The sequence below is a fragment of the Spirosoma terrae genome, assembly GCF_010435915.1.
Taxonomy (GTDB): domain Bacteria; phylum Bacteroidota; class Bacteroidia; order Cytophagales; family Spirosomataceae; genus Spirosoma; species Spirosoma terrae.
Genome location: NZ_JAAFZH010000003.1, coordinates 193,920 through 214,508, shown reverse-complemented (window position 1 = coordinate 214,508; position 20,589 = coordinate 193,920). Strand labels below are relative to the sequence as shown.

Sequence of the window (20,589 nt, the reverse complement as noted above, 5' to 3'; positions counted from 1 at the left end):
GCCCACAATGTACAGAAAAAGCCAGTGATGATTCCGGCATCACTGGCTCCAGATTCCCCCTGTATGCACCTCATTTTTTGAATGAGTCAGGGTGTTTTTTGCCCATTCCTAAACGCAAAACAGCCAAAAACAAGTAAAAGTATGAAAGAACTTCGACAACCGCTTAGTCTGTTGTACCGCTTTATGAAATTTACGGTCTATCAGTTAATACTCGCTTCGCTCATCGCTGGACTGGCCATTGCCAGGCCCGTTGAAGCCCAGAAGATTTCGGAGCAGCGAGTTTCTTTGCAGGCAACCAATCAGACCGCCAGAACCATACTGAACCAGTTAGGGCGCCAGGCAAACGTACGCTTTGCCTATCGGTCGGCTCTGGTTCAGTTGAATACGCGTGTGTCGCTCAACGCCAGCAACCAATTGCTCACCGACGTACTGGCTCAACTGCTGGAGCCTCTCCAGCTAACGTATCAGATAAAAGGCCGCCATATTATTCTAAACCAGGAACTGATGTCCCGGATTAATACACTGGCCCTTGCCAGCACTGGTTCCTCGCTCGACCGTATCGTCACGGGTTCCGTTACCGACGACGCGGGCAAACCATTGCCGGGTGTTAGTATCGTCGTAAAGGGAACCAGCCGGGGCACTACGTCCGACTCCAACGGCCAGTTCCGCATGGCGCTCCTCACTGACGACAACGTACTGATTTTTAGCTTTATTGGTTACTCTAGCAAAGAAGTAACGGTTGGAAACCAATCGACAATTAACGTTAGCCTGGCAACTGACACTAAAAATCTGAGCGAAGTGGTAGTAGTAGGTTATGGTACGCAAAAGCGATCGGACCTGACCGGGTCTATCTCCTCCGTAAAGGCCGACGAAGTAAAAAACCTGCCCGTCCGAAGCATCAACGAAGCCCTACAGGGTCGCGCGGCCGGAGTGCAGGTAACCCGTAATGATGGCTCACCAGGGGCTAGCTCAGACATTGTTATCCGGGGGCTTGGCTCCATTGGCGGTATGTCGCCTTTATATATCGTAGATGGTATTCGGATGAGTTCGGGCAATAACTTTAACCTACAGGATGTTGAATCGATTGAAATTCTGAAAGATGCCAGTGCAGCTTCCATCTATGGGGCTCAGGCCGCCGGTGGGGTGGTGCTCGTCACCACCAAACGTGGTAAGGGTATCGACAAAATGAACATCAATTTCAATGCGTATTACGGCGTTCGGAAACCGCTCAATCTGTATAAGTTGCTGAATACTTCCGAATACTTTACGGCAAAAAAAGCATTTGGCGTAGCGACCAACAGTTGGGGCGATCCTAATAGCCTACCCGACGTCGACTGGGTCGACCAGATTTACACCAATGGCCTCGAACAAAGCTATTCGCTCTCTCTGTCAGGCGCGTCGGCCAAAACCAACTATTATCTATCGGCCAACTATCAGCGTGAAGGCGGTACGATGATCGATAACTGGTTCGATCGGATTGGTCTTCGTTCCAACGCCGATTTCCGGATCAATAAAAAGTTTCGGGTCGGCGAAACACTCTATGCCTGGACTACCCGCACCAACCCTACCGTCACAACCAGCTATCCGTTCAGATCAGCGCCCGTTGTTGGTGTCTACGACGATACCAATCCCTATGGCGGCTGGGCCAAAACAGGCAATTTTTTCGGCGGACCTAATCTGGTGGGGCAGGAATACCAGCAACACATCCTGAATCAGACTTTTGCGCTGGAAGGGAACCTGTATGCCGATTGGGAAATTATTCCCGGCTTAAACTTCCGATCAACCTTTGGCGCGTCTATCTATAATGCCGTCAATAAACGCTTCAATGAGGCCTACGATTATGGTATTGTAGCCAACCGTATTGCATCGCTCAGTCGTGAAAACAACAACACCAGAAACCTGACGGCCAACTTCGTACTGACCTACGGCAAAACGTTTGGTCAGCACGACATGAAAGCGATGGTAGGCTACGAATCGTATAAGTCGGACCTCAGTTCGCTGAATGCATCGGCGCAGGGCTTCCCATACGAAACCTATAATCTGGGCCTGACCACTACCCCCTCCAGCTACGTAGCAGCCGGAGGAGAATTTCCTCAGGTTCGGTTACTGTCGCAGTTTGGACGTATCAACTATACGTATGCCAACAAATACCTGTTTACGGCCAATATCCGGCGAGATGGTTCGGATCGGTTCGGCCCCAGCAATAAGTTCGGGGTTTTCCCCTCCGCATCCATCGGCTGGAAAATAAGCGAAGAGGCTTTCCTGCGCGACAATCTGATGGTGGTTTCGAACCTGAAACTGAGAGCTAGTTATGGTAAGCTGGGTAGTACGAGCAATATTCCTCAGTACACGTATCAAAACTCCTACGGCGGATCGGGCGGTACCAACGCAATGGGTCTGGCCGATGGCAGCACCCGGACCAAAGGCTATGCGCTCACCGCGCAGTTGGCGAATCAGAATATCCGATGGGAAGAAGTACTTCAGACCGACATTGGCCTGGACATAGGTTTGCTACGTAATGCCCTGAATATTACAGTCGATTGGTATAGCCGACAAACCCAGGGCATGATTTATCAGGTACCGGTAGCCAATTCCGCGGGTTTCGGCACCACCAACGTCTACACCAATATTGGTCAGATGAGCAATAAGGGGCTCGAACTGGCCATCGATTATCGGGGTAAAAAAGGAGCATTTACGTATGATATTTCAGCGAATGCGGCCTTCAACCGAAATCTGGTAAAACAACTGGATGGTACTAACAATAACCCCATTAACGACGGATCAGCAGGTGATTATCTGGAAAGCGTAGTGGCCCGTACGCAGGCGGGTCAAACCATGAGTCAGTTCTATGGCTATCAGGTGCTGGGTATTTTCCAGAACGATGCGGACGTAGCAGCACTCAACAAAAAAGCGCAGGAAATGGCCGCTGCTGCCGGAGGCTCTTCAAGCAATGTTTTTTATCAGGCAGCCGCTACCGGTGCTGGCGATTTGTATTTTAAAGACATCAACGGTGATGGCCGTATCACCACCGCCGACAAAACGTTCATTGGCAATCCATGGCCGAAAATGACGTATGGCCTGACGCTGAATCTGGGCTGGAAAGGGCTCGAATTATCGGCTCTATTTCAGGGAATTCAGGGCGTTGACGTGTACAATGGCAACAAGTATTATACGCAGTTTTTTGTTGGTGATTACAACACAACAGCCGATATTTTCAAAACCTCCTTTTTCAACGGCGGTGGCCTCACCGATCAGCCTCGGGTTGGCTACACCAATACAGACGGGACGTATTCCCGCGACCCAAACGGCAACTATACGCGTATCTCCAGCTTTTTCGTCGAAAGTGGATCGTTCCTGAAACTCAGGAATCTACAGCTTGGCTATAACCTGCCTACGTCAGTAACGAAAAAGCTGAAGATCAACAACGCCAAGATTTATGTTCAGGGCCAGAATCTGCTCACCATTACCGGCTATTCGGGTCTTGACCCGGAAGTGCTCGGACGTAACGCGACAACAGGAAGAGGAATCGATTCTTTCTACTCCTACCCGCGCACATCGCTTCTATCCGTTGGTGTTGACCTGAATCTTTAATCGAAAAGCGCTTATAATCATGAAGATATTCATCAAATTTTTACCCTTCGTACTGCTCATAAGCCTAACCGCCTGTAAAGAGAGCTTTGTGGATGTCAGTAACCCCACCGCTATCTCTACCGCCAATTACCCCAACACGGTAGCCGATCTGGAGCAACTACTCGCTGGCGTTTATGCCTCACAACACTCCGATGGCATCTACGGCCGCGCCATGGGTGGCTACAATACGTATCTGTGGGATCACACCAGTGACCTGAGCTGGCAGGGACTGCAAAACTGGATTCTGATGGGCCAGAACAATACGTTGCCCAGCGATAGCTATCTGGCTGTAACCTGGCCTCATTTGTGGCGGGGCGTTCAGCGCTGCAATACGTTACTGGCGGGTATTGATCGGGTTGGCAAAAATGCCTCGACGACCGATGCCGCCAACCTCAACCTGATTAAAGGACAAACTCTTTTTCTGAGGGCCTGGTATTATTTTTATCTGACTACGTTCTGGGGAGAGTCGTTTATCGTAAACGGCCAGGGTGGCGATAAACAGGGTATTCCTATTCTCACCACGGTAGCTAACTCGTTAAGTGATACACAGGTGAAGCGAGCCAGCGTTAAAGAAAGCTGGGATTTTATTGTCAGTGATCTGAAGAATGCCGAATCGCTGTTAGGGAAACAAACCTGGACCGCCAATGCCGATAAACACAAAGTGACGGGTTGGGGTGTCAAAGGTTTTCTGGGTAAGGTATATGTTTATACGCAGGACTGGAACAATGCCAAAACGTACCTGAGCGACGTAATCAACAACAGTGGTAAATCGCTGGTGTCGTTCGATGTCTACAAAACCATGTTCAATGGGCAGAACGAGTTCAACTCCGAATCACTTTTCGAGCTGAATCTCAACGTAGATATGTCGTACTCGGGTTCCAGCGATCTGTCGATGGGATCGATGATCGGCACGATCATTGCCCCCACCTACGTAAGCCCGACCAACGGATTACCGATCGCGTCTGCCTGGACAAACCTGTTCCCTCACGCCAAAAATCTGAGCCGATTCGGGTTCAATCTGGGACACTATTTCAAATCAGGCACTACGTCGGCCAATGTTGCCAACGTAGACCCTACCTACGTAACGAAATCGCAGCAGGCAAAAGCTAACAAAACCGTCGACCCTCGTTTGTGGGTAGCCTGCCTGCAACCGTATGTCGACTCGATGGTGGTTAGTGGCGTCAAACGGCCCATTGCTCATTATCTTGATATTACCGAGCTGGATATGGAGGCCTGGAGTTTTCGTAAATACATTAATCTGGCCGGAACGGAACTGGAAGTAAATCGTGCCAATGGCAATAATATCCTTTGGTTACGACTAGCTGATATTTATCTGCTTTACGCCGAAACACTCTCCAAAACCGGCGACAACGCCACAGCCCTCGAATATATCAACAAAGTCAAACGACGAGCTTACGGGTATGCGGTCAATACCCCGTCGCCCGTCGACTACAAGAGCCTGACCGACAAGACAATGGCATCTGATAACGTGCTGGGCAACGACCCGCTGAAATATGAACGCTGGGCCGAACTATTTGGCGAGTTTAACTGGTGGTTCGATGTATGTCGATGGAAAATCGGGGCCCAGGAAGCGGCCTATTACCAGAAAGTTCGGGGAGGAGCCATTGAATGGAACGATGCCAGCGATTATGCCCAGCCCATCCCGATCAATGAGCTGAATGCGAACGTCAACATGAAGCAAAACGTAGGCTACTAAACGTTCTATAATGATGCCAGCCGTTAGCTGGCATCATTATTAGCTTTATATGGCTCTCATTCTAGTATTGATTGCTATCTTCAGTTGGCTTATTGTATCGCTTAGCTTTCTCTTGCTTCGCCTTTTTTCCATTTATGCTACGAAATCTACTCCTCTTCTTCCTGTTTGCTGGGTATCAATCCCTCACCGTTTCTGCTCAGGACACGACCCAATACGCCTGGTGGAATCCCGTTCAGAACTCCTTTCCGGTTATTGAAGGCCAGGGGTGGTCCAAAGAGTTACAAAGCCCGTACGATCGACTGCCCGCCCGATCGGAAAAAGAGGTTCGAAAGCCCGTCTGGGATTTATCACATAATAGTGCCGGTTTGCTCATCCGATTTAAAGCCAGCACCGACCAAATAACGATTCGTTATGCCGTAACGAGTCGTCATGCGATGCCACATATGCCAGCAACGGGCGTTAGTGGAGTGGACTTATACGCCCTCGACAGCGATGGTAACTGGCGTTGGTGTACCGGAAAATATTCCTTTGGCGATACCATCCAGTATCGTTTCACAAACCTCGAACCGAACGACCAATACCATAAAAAAGGTCGTGAATATCGCTTGTATCTGCCCCTCTACAATTCAGTCAAATGGCTGGAGGTTGGCGTTCCTCAAGGCGCATCGTTCACACCCTTACCCACCCGTATTGAAAAACCCATTGTCGTTTACGGTACGTCTATTGCGCAGGGAGCCTGTGCGTCCCGTCCGGGCATGGCCTGGACAGCCATTCTGGGCCGCAAACTGGATCGCCCGTTGATTAATCTGGCCTTTTCGGGCAATGGGCGACTGGAGAAGGAAATTGTTCAGTTACTCCCCGACATTGATGCTAAACTATACGTACTGGATTGCCTGCCCAATCTGGTGGCTTCGGTTGGTCTTACGCCCGAAGAAATCAAAAATCGGATTCTTGAATCGGTCCGAACACTACGTCAAAAACGGCCCAGCACACCAATCCTGCTTGTCGAACACGCGGGCTATAGCGATGGTGCACTTAATCTTACCCGCCGTCGCTATTACACCGACGCCAATGAGCTGATGCGGCAGGCGTTTGCCCAACTCAAAACGGAAGGAGTCAATCAGCTTTATCTGCTACCCTACTCATCCATTAATCTGGGGATGGACGACATGGTGGACGGTACCCACCCGACCGATCTGGGTATGCAACATTACGCCGATGCCTACGAAACCATGATACGTAGCATTCTGAATGAACCTGTTGGCCCGTATACAACTACCAAACCCTGCACCCAATTCCGCGATGCAGCTATCTACGACTGGGAAACCCGTCATCGGGATATGATTGCGTTAGCGAAGACCAAAGCTCCTCGAATCGTGTTTTTAGGCAACTCCATCACTCACTATTGGGGTGGCCAGCCGCAGGCCCCCATCAGCCGGGGAAGCGATTCGTGGAATTCGGTTTTAGCACCTTTGGGCACCCAAAATTTTGGGTATGGCTGGGACCGAATCGAGAACGTATTGTGGCGCGTTTATCACGACGAACTGGATGGCTACGCAGCAGCTCAGGTCGTTATCATGATCGGCACCAATAATCTGCAATGGAACTCCGATACAGAGATTATTGAAGGCTTAAAATTTTTGGTTAATGCGATTAAAACCCGTCAACCTTCGGCCAGCATCTTGCTGTTGGGGATTCTTCCCCGTCGTCAGGGAGAACCGCGTATTCAGGAGCTTAATAAAGGAATTGCCCAAGCATCGGGGCAGCTGAACGTAACGTTTGCGAATCCGGGATCTGTTTTTCTGAAGGGAGATGGCAAGATTGACGAATCGTTTTTTACGGACGGTCTACACCCAAATGCAGAAGGGTATCAGAAACTGGCTAACCAGCTGGCACCTTTTCTGAAGCCCACCGAACAAACCAATAAAGCCAGACGATAGACCCAACGTAGCCGTAATCGTATGAAGAAAACAGCCGCCCCTCCTCCACCGCCGGTCGACCGGAAGCCAAGAAGCCAGAAGCAGTTGCGGCTTTTTAAGGGTATTGCCCTGCTGTTGCCTTTTCTTTTTCTGGCCCTGCTGGAAGGAGCATTACGTCTGTTTGGGTATGGGCATGACCTGCGCCTGTTCGTTGAGGATTCGCAGCATCCGGGCTTTCTGGTAATGAATCAATTTGCCTCACAGAAATACTTCACCGAAACGGCGAACGCTACGTTTGGCAATTTTGAACCGTTCCGTAAGCACAAAGCCGATGGAACGCTACGTATTTTCGTTCTGGGCGAATCAACTACGATTGGCTATCCGTATATGCACAATGGCTCGTTTCATCGCTGGCTTCAGTATCGACTCACGCGAACGTTTCCAGAGAAGGAATTCGAGATAATCAATCTGGCCTTAACGGCTGTCAATTCCTATACGGTGTTTGGTTTTGCGCAGGAATTAGCGGCCTATCAACCCGACGCGGTGCTTGTCTACACGGGTCACAACGAATATTACGGCGCACTGGGCGTAGGCTCGACAAGTTCGATTGCCCGCAGTCCAAAACTAGTCCGATTCGTGCTCAGACTTCGTGAGTATCGGGTAATGCAATTGATTGGAAACGTAGTGGCCAGCCTCAAACGAACAGTATCGGGTCAATCGCCCGATCTGCGGGAAAACCTGATGAAGCGGATGGCCGCCGACCAGCAGATTCCCTACCAGTCGGCGGTTTATCAGCAGGGAATCGATCAGTTCGCCACTAATATGAATGACTTTTTTCAGGTGTTGTCGGAGCAGAACATTCCGGTTTTTATCAGTAATCTGGTCAGCAACGAAAAAGATTTAAAACCATTTGTCAGTGCTTCGGGCAATCCAGCCCGTTCTGCTCAGGCACACTATCAACTGGCAAAAACCAACTATGCGAGCGGGCGGTTCAAGGAAGCCAAACAGGCTTACGTTCAGGCAAAAGAGCTGGATTTACTACGTTTCCGGGCTCCCGAAGCCATGAATCAGACCATTCAGGCACTGGCCAACCGCTACCCGCACGTTACGTTGGTTGATACGAAAGCCTATTTCGCGCAACATTCCCCGCATGGTATTCTGGGCCAGGAAACGTTGCTGGAACACGTACATCCGAATCTGTTCGGCTACGCCTTACTATCCGATGCTTTTTATGAATCGCTCAAGAAACGACGGATCATTACGACAGACGGGCGGCCGGAGTTGAGCTTTGCTCAGTTACGTCAGCAGATGCCTATTACCGACGTCGATTCACTTCAGGGCGCTTATGAAATGATGATTCTGAGGGAAGGGTGGCCTTTTAATGAACCGATGCCGCCCGAAGAAAAACGGCCTAAAACTATTGAGGAGCAACTTGCTGGCGGATTGGTAGTCAAACAGATAAGCTGGCACGATGCAATGAACCAGCTGGCAGCTCATTACGCCAACGCAAACAATCCAGCTAAAACGCTACAGGTAACCGAAGCGTTGTTACTGGAATACCCGCACGATGCAGGCTTGTACACCCAGGCCGGAAAACTGGCCGTTACGTTAGACCGTAACGATCAGGCCGTTACGTATCTAAAAAAAGCCTTTCAGTTAGAAAACTCGTTTGAGCGAGCGCAGCAGCTCTTTATTACGTTACTGAAGCAAGATCGGCCCGACGAAGCATTGCCTTATTTGCAGTATGCATCGAGCCATAATCCATCTGGGTTTAATTTAAACGAACTACAATCGTTTGTCAAGCAACTGGTACGTATCAAACAGCAGTACAGTAAAGACACCACCAACGTTGACCTTAGTAATCAGTTGGCGGCTGGCTATCTGAAGTTTGCCAATGCCAGGGCGGCTACCAAATACGTTCAAAAAACGTTACGTCAGGATCGTCAGAACCCTATTGCTCTGAAATTGAACCAGCAAATCCAGTCCCTCAAAAATCAGTGATCGATAAATCCTTTATCTATGGAATTTCTGAAAGATTTCTGGCTATTTGTGCGGGAACGCAAGCGGTATTGGCTTCTACCACTTTTTGTTGTTTTACTCCTACTGGGTTTACTTACCGTATTCACCACCGGGTCAGCGCTGGCTCCATTTATCTACTCGCTTTTCTGAAAATAAGCAATCCAGGAACAGTTTTATAATCGCTCAATAGTAGTAAACTGTTCGATCAGCCAGTCTCGTTTGGGTTTACCAACAGGCACCTGCGCTTGATCGGCCATCACCAGATACCCTCCCTCCTGCCGAACAATCTTGTGAATATAAGTGGGGTTCACCAAATGCGACTGATGAACCCGAACAAATCCATGTCCGGCCAGTGAGGCTTCCACCTCTTTGAGCGTACGACAGATCAGACTCATTTGCCCATCGTTCAAATAAAACCGCGTATAGCTGGCATCAGCCATGCAACGCACAATGGCTGTTACGTCCAGCAACTCGTATCCTTCCTGAACCGGGAGGGCTATTCGGGTTTTTTGGACGCCTACTCCAGCCTGCGATTTTTCTGTTGTCTGAGTTTGCTGCAAACGCTGCCTGTATTTGGCCTGCTGCTGTTGCCACGTCCAGAGAGCCTGCCGCAATTCATCTTCCTGAATCGGCTTCAATAAATAATTCAGCGCACTCACCTGAAAAGCCTGAATCGCAAATTGATCGTATGCTGTTGTAAAGATCACGTCGAACTGAAAGCCAGGAAATTGCTCCAAAAGTTGAAAACCATTCATCCGTGGCATCTCGATATCCAGAAAGAGAATGTCGAACGTAACTAGCCGTATATAGTCAATCGCCATTTCAGGCTGGTTAAACTTTGCCAACACCTCAACGCCCAGATTCTGTAGTTTTAATTCCAGTAGTTCAGTTGCATAGATTTCGTCGTCAACAAGAATGGCTTTCATAGACAGAAAAGGTTTAAGAAACAACGGTTGTCGTCAACTCATCAGGCTGGTAGGTGATTCGGACAAGTGTGCCCGTACGCGAATCGGCTTTAATATCGACAATCTGAATGGAAATACGGGAAGGATAATGCTGGTTGAATAATGTAACACGCTGCTGGGTAATATCCAGGCCCAGCGATTTTTGCCGGTTTATAGACCGGTTTTGCTGAGCTTTCTCCCGCCCAATTCCATTGTCTTCAATATCAAACTGTATCTGCCCTTGTGTATTGGGCAAAATCCGAATAAACAACCATTTATCGATTTGGTAGCTAGGCATCAATCCGTGCCAAATAGCATTTTCGGCAAATGGCTGAAGTAGCATCGGCGGTATCACCAGATTGGCCGTATCAACGCGGGTATCCACCTCGATTACGTAACGAAATTTTCCATCAAACCGCGTCGATTCAATATCCAGATACAATTGTAGCGCTTTCAGTTCATCGGCCAACGTTATCGTTTCTTCTCGTGAATGGTTCAGGATAAGACGTAGCAATCGTGAAAAGCGCGACAGATAGAGCGAGGCTTCTTTCTCCTTGCCTTTCATAACGAGGTATTCGATCGCGTTCAGGCTGTTGAAGAGAAAATGAGGGTTCATCTGACTACGTAACGCTAACATCTCCAGCTCTGCAATACGTTTTTCAAAACTAATTCGCAACTGGCTTTCCCGCTGCATTTCCAGAAGGCGCTGGTTTTCAATCACCTCCTCAGTCTTCTCGGCAACTTTTCTCTCCAACTCAATATTAGCCCGCCGAATAAGCTGGCGGTTTTCTTCGAGTTGCGCAATATAAGCCAGCTGGCTGGTTTCGCGCTCACGATCCAGTAAGTGAATCCGATAGGCGAGTGCCAGTGCAAAGACCAGAATTTCAAGCAAAACCCCGAATGATATCCGCATCAGATCGTCGACAGACCCCGGTAATTTCACTCCCTTTAGAATCACCTCACCAGCCCGTAGCCAGGCCAAAATACTCACTACCAGCAGAATACCATTCCCCACCAGCACAAAAGATTTGAGTGACGATTGCACCCGAAAACCAATCCAGACCAACAGACCAATATGCAGTGGTATCAAAATCAAACGCGATACCCAGAAAGAGAGTGTCCTGAGCGGAGAAACGTCTACCCATACAGATATACCAACATATACAACACCATACCCAATACAAACCCACGCTACACGTCTTAACTGCCGGGCCACTCCTGAATGGGTTTGCGATAGGTCGAGCAATTCGTGCAGAAACAACAGATAGACACCCATACCACACCAGATAACAGCTTCTGACAGTTGATACTGCCAAAAAGGATACTGACCCAGCCAACTCCCCAATGGCGTATAGGCCCTCATTTTCAGCACCGTATAGATGGTAGCGGCCAATACGTACAAAAAATAATAGCGATAAATAAGGGCGCGGTACCGGCTATACAGAAGTCCGACAAAAATGGTAAAGAAAAACAGCCCACCCTGTATCCAGGTACGGTACTGGAATTCAACCAGATCGATTGACGTAATGGCCATCTCGTCTGGCTTAAACATACCTGACCAGTGATCCGTACTACCCCTCAGAGCTAGCAGCCGTAAGCACCATCCCATCATAGAAAACTGATTTCCATCAATGCTACACAAATTGAGCAAGTATTGAAAACAACGTTACGTGAAACACCCATTTGAGTCGTTCAGACCGACATCTGAGTCAATAAGTTAACCTGTCAATTCACTCAAACAGCCTTCTGACAAATTCATACTGCCCATTGGTTAACAAATCAGAAATCATACGTATGGCGCTACGCATATTTATCGTCGACAATCTTTTCGTTTCGTACAAATCATGAAAAACCAAGCTATCGGATTAGTTGGCTTTATGCTGATTGCCACCTCAGCTCTAGCTCAGGTTCGGGTCGAAAATCCTCAGCGAACGGTCGAACGTAACGTCGAATGGCGTACCAATCAGAAAATTGATCAGGGCATTAATCGAGGACTCGATAAAATAGAAGAAGGGGTCGGTAATATTTTCAAAAAGAAGCCGAAAAAAGATCCGGCTCAAACCACCAAAGAATCGGGTTCTGATACGTCTACTCCCGACAATACAGCGTCTAACGATGATACTGCTGAAAAGAAGAAAACGGGAACCACTACCGATGGAACAACCGGTACTCCTAAATCGCTGAAAACCTACAGCAAATTCGATTTCATACCGGGCGAAAAGGTTATTGCCATTGAGGACTTCAGCCAGGATGCAGTCGGCGACTTTCCGGCTAAGTGGAATACAAACGCCAGCGGTGAGATCGTAACCATTGATGGACGGCCAGGTAAATGGCTGCAATTTGCCAACAACGGCATTTTTTATCCGGAGTTCGTCAAGCAACTACCGGAAAACTTCACCCTGGAGTTTGATATGATCACATCGGATAATTTTAGTGAGATGCAATCTGGCTTAAAAGTTTTCTTTCCAATCATCACCGAACGGACACTCAAATTTGATCAGCACTTTGCTTCGCACCCCCTGGCAGCTATAGACATCCACCCAACAAACGGCAACAGTACAACCGATGTGTGGGTAATCGATAAAAGCAATGAGCGCATTCTGGAGAACAGCCTGGCCTTACCCTGGCAAACCGGCCTGATCAATCATATTTCGATCTGGAAGCAGAAGACCCGGCTCCGTGTGTATGTCAACGAAAGTAAAGTATGGGATATTCCGAAAGCGTTTCTACCCGACCTAACCTACTCGTTATTGTTTGCTACGCACATTTTTGACGGAACTGCCTACGCGGGCAACCTACGCGTAGCGGTTGGCACGCCCGACACACGTTCCAAGCTTATCACTGACGGTAAATTCAGTACCAACGGGATTCTGTTCGACGTTAATTCGGATAAAATAAAGCCCGAATCATATGGTGTTCTAAAAGACATTAGCAACGTACTTAAAGACAATCCAACTGTCAATGTTAAAATAGTTGGCCATACCGACTCCGATGGTGATGAAGTCAGTAATCTGTCCCTATCGAAACGCCGGGCGGCCTCTGTTAAGATAGCATTAAATAAAGAATTTGGTATTGCCGAAAGCCGTATGGATACGACTGGCAAAGGAGAATCAGAACCTACCTCTCCCAATACAACTCAGGAAGGCAAGGCCAACAACCGTCGGGTTGAATTTATCAAACTCTAAAGCCACCGATACGTTCTGTATCAGCACTTTTGCCATGCAAAAACGATCCCTTTTGTGTAGCCTGATTGGCTGTTTGTCTACACTGTCGGCATATAGCCAAACCTGTCTGCTAAGCTACCAAACCCGGCTGGATGAACTTCTTCCCAAAGCTATCCTGGAGAAACATTATACGGCAAACCTCTCTACCGCTCAGCTACGTTATCGTAAATCGGCATCCAACTATGCCAAATACGATACCTATGAATATGTGTGGCCTAGCGGACGAACGATGCCACAAAAAATTGGAAAACAAACCCTCGATATCCCTGATAATAACCGTATTGGCATAGGCTGGATCAACGAAATCAACCCAAAGTATCACCCAGACCCACTGAACTACTTCAAAAATTTCTATCGCACTGCCACTGATGCAGAAAAGAAGAAAGCGGCCGAACTGATCGACAAAAAACTAGCTGAAAAAGGTGGTACGCCTATTGACAAAGCAGCCGGAAAGGCCGTATCGGGTATTGTTGTGAACCATGCAGGCTACGAACCCATAGCAGGTATTGGCGATGCCGCTACGTGGGATTTTACCAGCAATCAACTTATTGTGCTGAAAGGCCGAGTAACCTTTCAGGTAATTTCCCGAATCGGAACCGACGTAAAGGCCAATCAGGCATTAGCCAAAAAACTAGCGGCTGAGGTGCTGGCCAAATGCCCAAAATCCTGACTTAGCAGGCTACTACTGTTCAGCACCGGCATTAGCCGATACAGTAACTTGTCTACAAGACGTATCTTTACCTCGATACCGATACGTACCCGATGAAAACGCTCCTCTCTTTTTTCGTTCTGCTGATTTTACTCAATTGCTCAACCCGGGAAGAACGCAAGCATACTACCATAAAAGAAGCAACAAAGCCCCAAAGCACATCGCCTGCTCCAAACCAACCGATTCGTGCTGAGTCGAAGAAAGGTCTGCCAGCGAATGCCGGGAAGTGGACGTATGAGAAGAAAGTGCAGGCAGACGGTAGTACCGTTTCGAAAGCAACCATCACGGCTTCCAACATCCTTGAGTTTACGTTTCCTTATAATGGTGGATCAACGGCAACCCTGACCCTGCGAAAACGGGAAAGCGGTACCACCGTTTATCTGGAAGTTTCGAAAGGGCACTTCAATCGGAGTTTTCAGAACGGAACTGCCAAGGTTCGTTTTGACCGCCAATCGCCAGTAACGTACGCATTAGTAGCGGCCGAAAACGGACGAGCCAACATCGTATTTTTTGATGATGAACAAAAGCTGATTCGCCAGATAAAAGCCGCCCAAACCATGACCATCGACGTTGGTTTTGCTGGTCAGGGAACACAGCAAATCCGGTTCAGCATAGCAGGTCTACGCTGGAACTGAATCGATCCACAGATTCAGTTCCAGCGCCTGGTACGTTGCTTATACTTTCCGGAAAACAACAGTTGCATTATGCCCACCGAAGCCAAACGCGTTGCTCATCGCAACATCTACGGTTGCCGAAATGGCGTCTTTTGTCACAATGGTCAGATTGTCGGGGATAGCCGGGTCCAGCGTGGTCGTATTGATCGTCGGCGCAATAACGTTATCGCGCATGGATAACAGACAGATAATGGCCTCTACCGCACCAGCAGCCCCCATCAAATGGCCCGTAATGGACTTAGTTGCGCTGATTTTCAGCTTCGTTTCTTTACCACCCGTAATGCTACGTACCGCCTTCAGTTCCGACAGATCCCCGACGGGTGTTGACGTAGCGTGTGCATTCAGGTAATCGACATCGTCAATGGTCAGATTAGCCTCTGCCAACGCGAGTTGCATCGCTTTCGCTGCGCCGATTCCTTCGGGATGCGTAGCCGTCATATGGTAGGCATCGGCAGTCATGGCAGCGCCAACCAGTTCGCCATAAATAGTCGCTCCCCGCTTAACGGCATGTTCGTATTCTTCCAGCACCAATGCCCCGGCACCTTCGCCCATAACAAAACCATCGCGCTCTACGTCGAAAGGCCGGGAAGCGGATTTAGGATCGTGGTTCTGCGTCGACATGGCCTTTATGGCACTAAAGCCGCCAAAGGAAGCCGGTGTGATAGGCGCTTCGGAACCACCGCTAACGATGATTTTTGCTTTCCCCAACCGGATATAATTGAACGCATCCATCAGAGCCGTATTGGACGTAGCGCAGGCTGAAATGGTCGTGTAATTGATTCCCATATACCCGTTACGTATCGAAATCATCCCGGAGGCCATGTTAGGAATCAGCTTCGGAATGAAAAACGGACTAAAGCGTGGCTGACCGTTGCCAAGCGTATACTCTTTAACCTGTTCCTCAAATGTATCCATACCACCCTGACCTGTTCCCCAAATAACGCCCACATCAAATGGGTCCATTTTATCCAGCTCAAAACCCGAGTCTTTTATGGCCTGATCTGAGGCAATCAGCGCATATTGAGTAAATAAATCGGTCCGTTTGATATCCGAATGACTCAGATAAGCAGACGGATTATAGTCTTTAAGCTCGGCAGCAAACTGGGTGCGAAACAAAGAAGCATCGAAACCCCTAATGGTTGCGGCTCCACTTTGCCCCTGTAAAACACTATGCCAGAACGTCGGAACGTCATGACCAACCGGGGTTAAGGCCCCAACACCTGTAATTACAACTCGGCGTAACATTGTCTATGTCTAATTTATGATACGCTCGTCTGGCTTTACAGACGAGCAGCTTCTCGACGAAGCAAAAATGGCAAAAACTTTGTTTTTATACCATTCAGTATTTAGCAAACATTATTATACAGCTATTAAGTTCTTCAATTGACGGCGATAAACTTTTGATTTTATTTACAATTAACGAGACAAAATCGATTCGCGCTACGTTATACCAATAACCACGCATTCACCATTAAATACCAATCGTTATTTTATCACAATGAAATCAACCTACGATATCGTCGTTATAGGCTCCGGCCCTGGGGGTTACACAGCTGCTATTCGTGCCGCTCAACTCGGCTACCAGGTGGCCATTATCGAAAAATATGCGACATTAGGCGGCACCTGCACCAACGTAGGCTGCATACCCGCTAAAGCCTTACTGGACAGTTCTGAACACTACCACCAGGCTCAGCAACAATTCAGTACGCATGGTATTCAGGTAAACGGGCTCAGTCTGGATTTTACGCAGTTTATAAAACGGAAAACTCAGGTAGTCGGCCAGAACACCTCCGGCCTGAATTTCCTGATGAAGAAAAACAAGATTGATGTTTATCAGGGAGTTGGCAGCTTCATCAACGCAACGAGCCTTCGCGTCAAAACGGCGGATAGCGAAACTGTTCTCGAATCGACGTACTACATTATTGCTACCGGTTCAAAACCCTCCTCCATACCAGGCGTTGTGATCGACAAACAACGTATCATTACGTCGACCGAAGCCCTCTCGCTCAGTCAACTACCTAAATCGCTGGTCATCATCGGCGGTGGTGTTATCGGCGTTGAACTCGCTTCTGTATACGCCCGTCTGGGAACCGAAGTCACCATCATTGAATACACCAACTCGCTGATTCCAACAATGGATAGAGAGCTGGGCAAAACGCTGGCCCGATCGCTGGCCAAATTAGGGATCAACATACTGGTCAGCAGCCGTGTTCAGTCAGCCGTCAATCAGGGCGATCAGGCTTTGATAACGTATCAGGATCAGGCCGGTGTCCAACAGGAAATCAAATCCGATTATTGCATGGTTGCCGTTGGACGTAGCGCCTATACCAAAGATCTGAATCTGGAAGCGGTCGGTATCGAAACAGAACGCAATGGAAAAATCAAGGTCAATGATCACTTGCAGACGGCTGTTCCAACGATCTATGCCATTGGCGACGTAATTGCCGGACCGATGCTGGCGCATAAAGCCGAAGATGAAGGTACATTTGTAGCTGAAGTCATTAACGGACAGAAGCCCCATATCAAATACGGTTTAATTCCGGGCGTGGTCTACACCTGGCCCGAAGTAGCTTCTGTCGGTCGCACCGAAGAAGAACTAAAACAGGAAGGCACTACGTACCGGGTTGGTAAATTTCCGTATTCGGCCAGTGCCCGCGCTCGGGCTTCGATGGATACCGAAGGTTTCGTAAAAGTTCTTTCTGATCCGAAATACGGCGAAATACTGGGTGTTCATGTGATTGGCCCTCGTGCAGCAGACGTCATTGCTCAGGCAGTGGTCGCTATGGAGTATGAAGTAACCGACCTGGAGATGGGAAAGATCAGTTATGCGCATCCTACCTATGCCGAAGCGCTAAAAGATGCTTATTTGCAGGCTTCTGGACAGGGAGCTATCAATATCTAACTTTACAGAATGAATCGAAAAACGAATCATGACTTTGTTGTGTTGGCTACCCACAGAGTCATGATTCGCGGTTTAACAGACAACAAGATGACAACCAAACTCTCAAAAGCCGAGCGCACTCGTCAGTTTATTATTGAGACGACCGCTGGCATCTTCAATACAAAGGGCTACGCAGGTACGTCGCTTAACGACCTGACCGATGCCACGGGCTTAACGAAAGGTAGCATTTACGGCAATTTCGAGAACAAAGAGGAAGTGGCCCTGGCCGCTTTTGACTATAATCTGTCGAAAGTTAAAGGTCGGATTCAGCAGCATCTGGATCAGGCAAACACCTACAGCCAGAAGCTGCTCGTGTATTCGGATGTGTATCGTACTTTTTTCCGGATACCCTTCATACAGGGCGGCTGTCCTATTCTGAACACCGCCGTTGAGGCCGACGACACCAATAACTTATTGAAAGACCGAGCAGCGAAAGCGCTCCAGCAGTGGAAAAAGGGGATTATTGACCTGATCAAAGCAGGAGTCGCCAGCGGTGAATTTAAGGAGGATGTCGAGCCCGAACGTATTGCCCTATCAATGATTGCTCTGATTGAAGGCGGCATCATGATTGCGCAGGCGACCAATATGCCTACGAGTCTGGATAAGGTCCTGAAAACGGTGGAGCTATTGATCGAGCAATTAAAAAAATAGCCTCAATTCAGGTTCAGGCCAAACAATACCCCAAACCAGGGTCTGTGCTGGTAGACCCAGAGCTGGCGGTTCTTATCAATCAGATGATCAACGCCCAGTGCCAGGCCAACGTTAAAGATTCGCGCATCGTAAATAACAGCGGCACCGCCGTTGAGCACAACCCCCTCGTATTCAAACCCTAATTGATTACGCGTAACAACATCATTGATAGTTGCTGAGCCCAATCCCGCAAAAATACCGTAGCCAAAACCCCGGCTATAGAGTTGCCGAACCTCCATCGTTGGCGTTACCTGCTGCCAGCGATACCGATGAAAATCCAGCCGCTTGCCCAGATACACGGCGGCATTGAAATTAGAATTCAGCTGGGGAGGCAAATTACCCTGCGCTGGTCTTACTTTGAAAGGCAACGTAAACACATCAACATCTACTTCAGCACTGTAAAAGCTCCAGGGGCGGTACGTTTCGGAGGCAACATTCTCCCGGCTATCTGTTTCAGGATTAATCAGTTGCAACGTATCCCCTTTGTCGACAACATACACACGTTTGCGTTGAAGATCCGGGCGACCAGAATAGAGAGCCCGATAAAAATCAGGTTCCAGATTTGTCGATTGTTGATTGATCCGGCATCCAGCACAAAGCCAGGCCAGGCCGATCAGGCAACAAACAAGAGAAGCAAATCGATAGCAAGTCATTTAATCAATCCATTAATCATCCGCTGCGGAACCGTTCGCAATCGTACCATTGTCCGTAATGATCAGTCGTCAAATATAGGCTTGCAATTCGTAGGTTACCTATATTTCGCGTTAGTGGTTAATAGATCAAGGAACGTAGCACATGGGCTGACCAATGGGGTAAATTTGTGCAGGAAGGTGCTTATTGCAGGGCGCAGGGCCTGCCCAATCGTCTGACAAAACATTCTCATCCCATATGAAACTCGTTGCTCTTCTTGTAGCCAGCACCTTTCTAGTACGTAGCATGACACACGAACTTCCCCAATCGAGTCAGGCCCCCAAAGCAGGCATTGAAAAAACCGTATTTGGCAAACTCCCCGACGGCCGCGAAGCCGATCTGTTTACGATGACCAATGCAGCCGGAATGGTCGTAAAAATCACCAACTATGGCGGTTATATCGTTTCGATAACGACTCCAGATAAAGCAGGCAAACAGGAAGACGTTACGTTAGGCGTACCGACTTTTGCTGATTACGCCAAGGGAACACCCAGCCTGGGGCCCATTATTGGCCGCTATGGCAACCGTATCGCTAACGGAAGATTTACCCTCGATGGCCAGGAATATACGCTCGCTCAGAACAATAATGGAAATCATATTCACGGCGGCCCAACCGGCTTCGACAAACGAATCTGGACGGCGAAGGCCATTGACGGAAAGGAACCAGCGGTCCAGCTCAGCTACCTCTCGAAAGATGGCGAAGAAGGGTATCCGGGCAATTTGTCAGTAACCGTTACGTATACGCTCCAGAAAGACAATGCGCTACGTATCGATTATAAGGCAACGACCGATAAAGCCACGGTGTTTAACCCCACGAACCATGCTTATTTCAATTTAAGTGGTTTAAAACAAGATGTGATGAATCACGAACTGATGGTTGCAGCCGACAAGGTTCTGGCTACTGACCCTAAACAGATTCCAACGGGCGAACTTCTGTCGGTTGCCGGAACTCCTTTTGATTTTAGAAAACCAACCACCATTGGCACACGTATCAACGACACCACGAATACCCAGATCCGCTACGGCAAAGGGTATGACCATTGCTGGGTCTTTACGGATCAGTCGAAAAAATTAAAATTGGGTGCTACGGTCTACGAACCGACTAGTGGCCGACTGATGGAAGTGTTTACGACCGAGCCAGCGGTACAGGTCTATACGGCTAATAACCTGAACGGCAACCTGAAAAACAAAGAGGGTATTCCCCTCAGTCGCCGGTTTGGTGTTTGTCTGGAAACGCAGCATTTCCCCGACTCACCCAACCACGCCAATTTTCCCAGCACCGTGCTACGTCCCAACGAAACCTTTCAAAGCACAACGATTTACAAGTTTTCGGTTAAGTAAATCAATTCCGGCTCGTTTTGACTAGCTAACCGTTCTATCGTAGTTTGCACGTTTATTCGCTGCCTGCCAGATTTCAACGAAAACTTGACAG

General features: G+C 48.5%; 15 protein-coding genes. 11 read left to right on the top strand and 4 right to left on the bottom strand.

What is annotated here, in order from left to right:
- Positions 1 to 141 precede the first annotated feature (141 nt).
- The 5 genes from GK108_RS08835 to GK108_RS31070 all read left to right on the top strand — a co-directional run bounded on the left by GK108_RS08835 (position 142) and on the right by GK108_RS31070 (position 9,435).
- Entirely contained in the window at positions 142 to 3,591 is a 3,450-nt protein-coding gene (locus tag GK108_RS08835) for a TonB-dependent receptor (RefSeq protein ID WP_246224766.1), read from the top strand.
- A gap of 19 nt (positions 3,592 to 3,610) precedes the next feature.
- Positions 3,611 to 5,347 (top strand): RagB/SusD family nutrient uptake outer membrane protein, encoded by a 1,737-nt coding sequence (locus tag GK108_RS08830; RefSeq protein ID WP_163946048.1) that lies wholly within the window; start codon positions 3,611 to 3,613, stop codon positions 5,345 to 5,347.
- A gap of 134 nt (positions 5,348 to 5,481) precedes the next feature.
- Positions 5,482 to 7,287, top strand: coding sequence for an SGNH/GDSL hydrolase family protein (locus GK108_RS08825; RefSeq protein ID WP_163946044.1), 1,806 nt, complete (start codon positions 5,482 to 5,484; stop codon positions 7,285 to 7,287).
- Positions 7,288 to 7,308: 21 nt separating this feature from the next.
- Entirely contained in the window at positions 7,309 to 9,267 is a 1,959-nt protein-coding gene (locus tag GK108_RS08820) for a hypothetical protein (RefSeq protein WP_246224765.1), read from the top strand.
- Positions 9,268 to 9,285: 18 nt separating this feature from the next.
- Positions 9,286 to 9,435 carry a DUF5989 family protein gene (locus tag GK108_RS31070; protein ID WP_170305385.1) on the top strand — a complete coding sequence of 50 codons (150 nt, stop codon included), beginning with the start codon at positions 9,286 to 9,288 and terminating at the stop codon, positions 9,433 to 9,435.
- 23 nt (positions 9,436 to 9,458) lie between these two features.
- On the opposite strand, the gene GK108_RS08815 is transcribed toward GK108_RS31070, so the two are convergent.
- Together GK108_RS08815 and GK108_RS31245 are read right to left on the bottom strand one after the other, a co-directional pair.
- The gene (locus GK108_RS08815) at positions 9,459 to 10,211 is read right to left on the bottom strand and encodes a LytR/AlgR family response regulator transcription factor (protein ID WP_163946042.1); all 753 of its coding nucleotides are present in this window, start codon (positions 10,209 to 10,211) and stop codon (positions 9,459 to 9,461) included.
- 13 nt (positions 10,212 to 10,224) lie between these two features.
- Complete coding sequence (locus tag GK108_RS31245; protein WP_246224764.1) at positions 10,225 to 11,781, bottom strand: histidine kinase; 1,557 nt, start codon at positions 11,779 to 11,781, stop codon at positions 10,225 to 10,227.
- Between the two features lie 292 nt (positions 11,782 to 12,073).
- On the opposite strand from GK108_RS31245, the gene GK108_RS08805 reads away from it, so the two are divergent.
- The 3 genes from GK108_RS08805 to GK108_RS08795 all read left to right on the top strand — a co-directional run bounded on the left by GK108_RS08805 (position 12,074) and on the right by GK108_RS08795 (position 14,797).
- Entirely contained in the window at positions 12,074 to 13,414 is a 1,341-nt protein-coding gene (locus tag GK108_RS08805) for an OmpA family protein (protein WP_163946038.1), read from the top strand.
- Between the two features lie 34 nt (positions 13,415 to 13,448).
- Complete coding sequence (locus tag GK108_RS08800) at positions 13,449 to 14,123, top strand: hypothetical protein (RefSeq protein WP_163946035.1); 675 nt, start codon at positions 13,449 to 13,451, stop codon at positions 14,121 to 14,123.
- 92 nt (positions 14,124 to 14,215) lie between these two features.
- On the top strand, positions 14,216 to 14,797 hold the full coding sequence (locus GK108_RS08795; RefSeq protein ID WP_163946031.1) for a hypothetical protein: 582 nt from the start codon (positions 14,216 to 14,218) through the stop codon (positions 14,795 to 14,797).
- Positions 14,798 to 14,836: 39 nt separating this feature from the next.
- On the opposite strand, the gene fabF is transcribed toward GK108_RS08795, so the two are convergent.
- On the bottom strand, positions 14,837 to 16,081 hold the full coding sequence (fabF, locus tag GK108_RS08790; protein WP_163946028.1) for a beta-ketoacyl-ACP synthase II: 1,245 nt from the start codon (positions 16,079 to 16,081) through the stop codon (positions 14,837 to 14,839).
- A 253-nt stretch (positions 16,082 to 16,334) separates the two neighbouring features.
- Between fabF and lpdA the strand changes: the two genes are divergently transcribed.
- Entirely contained in the window at positions 16,335 to 17,738 is a 1,404-nt protein-coding gene (lpdA, locus tag GK108_RS08785; protein ID WP_163946025.1) for a dihydrolipoyl dehydrogenase, read from the top strand.
- A gap of 9 nt (positions 17,739 to 17,747) precedes the next feature.
- The gene (locus GK108_RS08780) at positions 17,748 to 18,428 is read left to right on the top strand and encodes a TetR/AcrR family transcriptional regulator (protein WP_246224763.1); all 681 of its coding nucleotides are present in this window, start codon (positions 17,748 to 17,750) and stop codon (positions 18,426 to 18,428) included.
- 2 nt (positions 18,429 to 18,430) lie between these two features.
- Here GK108_RS08780 and GK108_RS08775 read toward each other — a convergent pair whose 3' ends face one another.
- Positions 18,431 to 19,120, bottom strand: a complete 690-nt coding sequence (locus GK108_RS08775) for a hypothetical protein (RefSeq protein WP_163946022.1) — start codon at positions 19,118 to 19,120, stop codon at positions 18,431 to 18,433.
- Positions 19,121 to 19,355: 235 nt separating this feature from the next.
- Here GK108_RS08775 and GK108_RS08770 point away from each other — a divergent pair, with 235 nt between their 5' ends.
- On the top strand, positions 19,356 to 20,498 hold the full coding sequence (locus GK108_RS08770; protein ID WP_163946019.1) for an aldose epimerase family protein: 1,143 nt from the start codon (positions 19,356 to 19,358) through the stop codon (positions 20,496 to 20,498).
- The last annotated feature ends 91 nt before the right edge of the window (positions 20,499 to 20,589 follow it).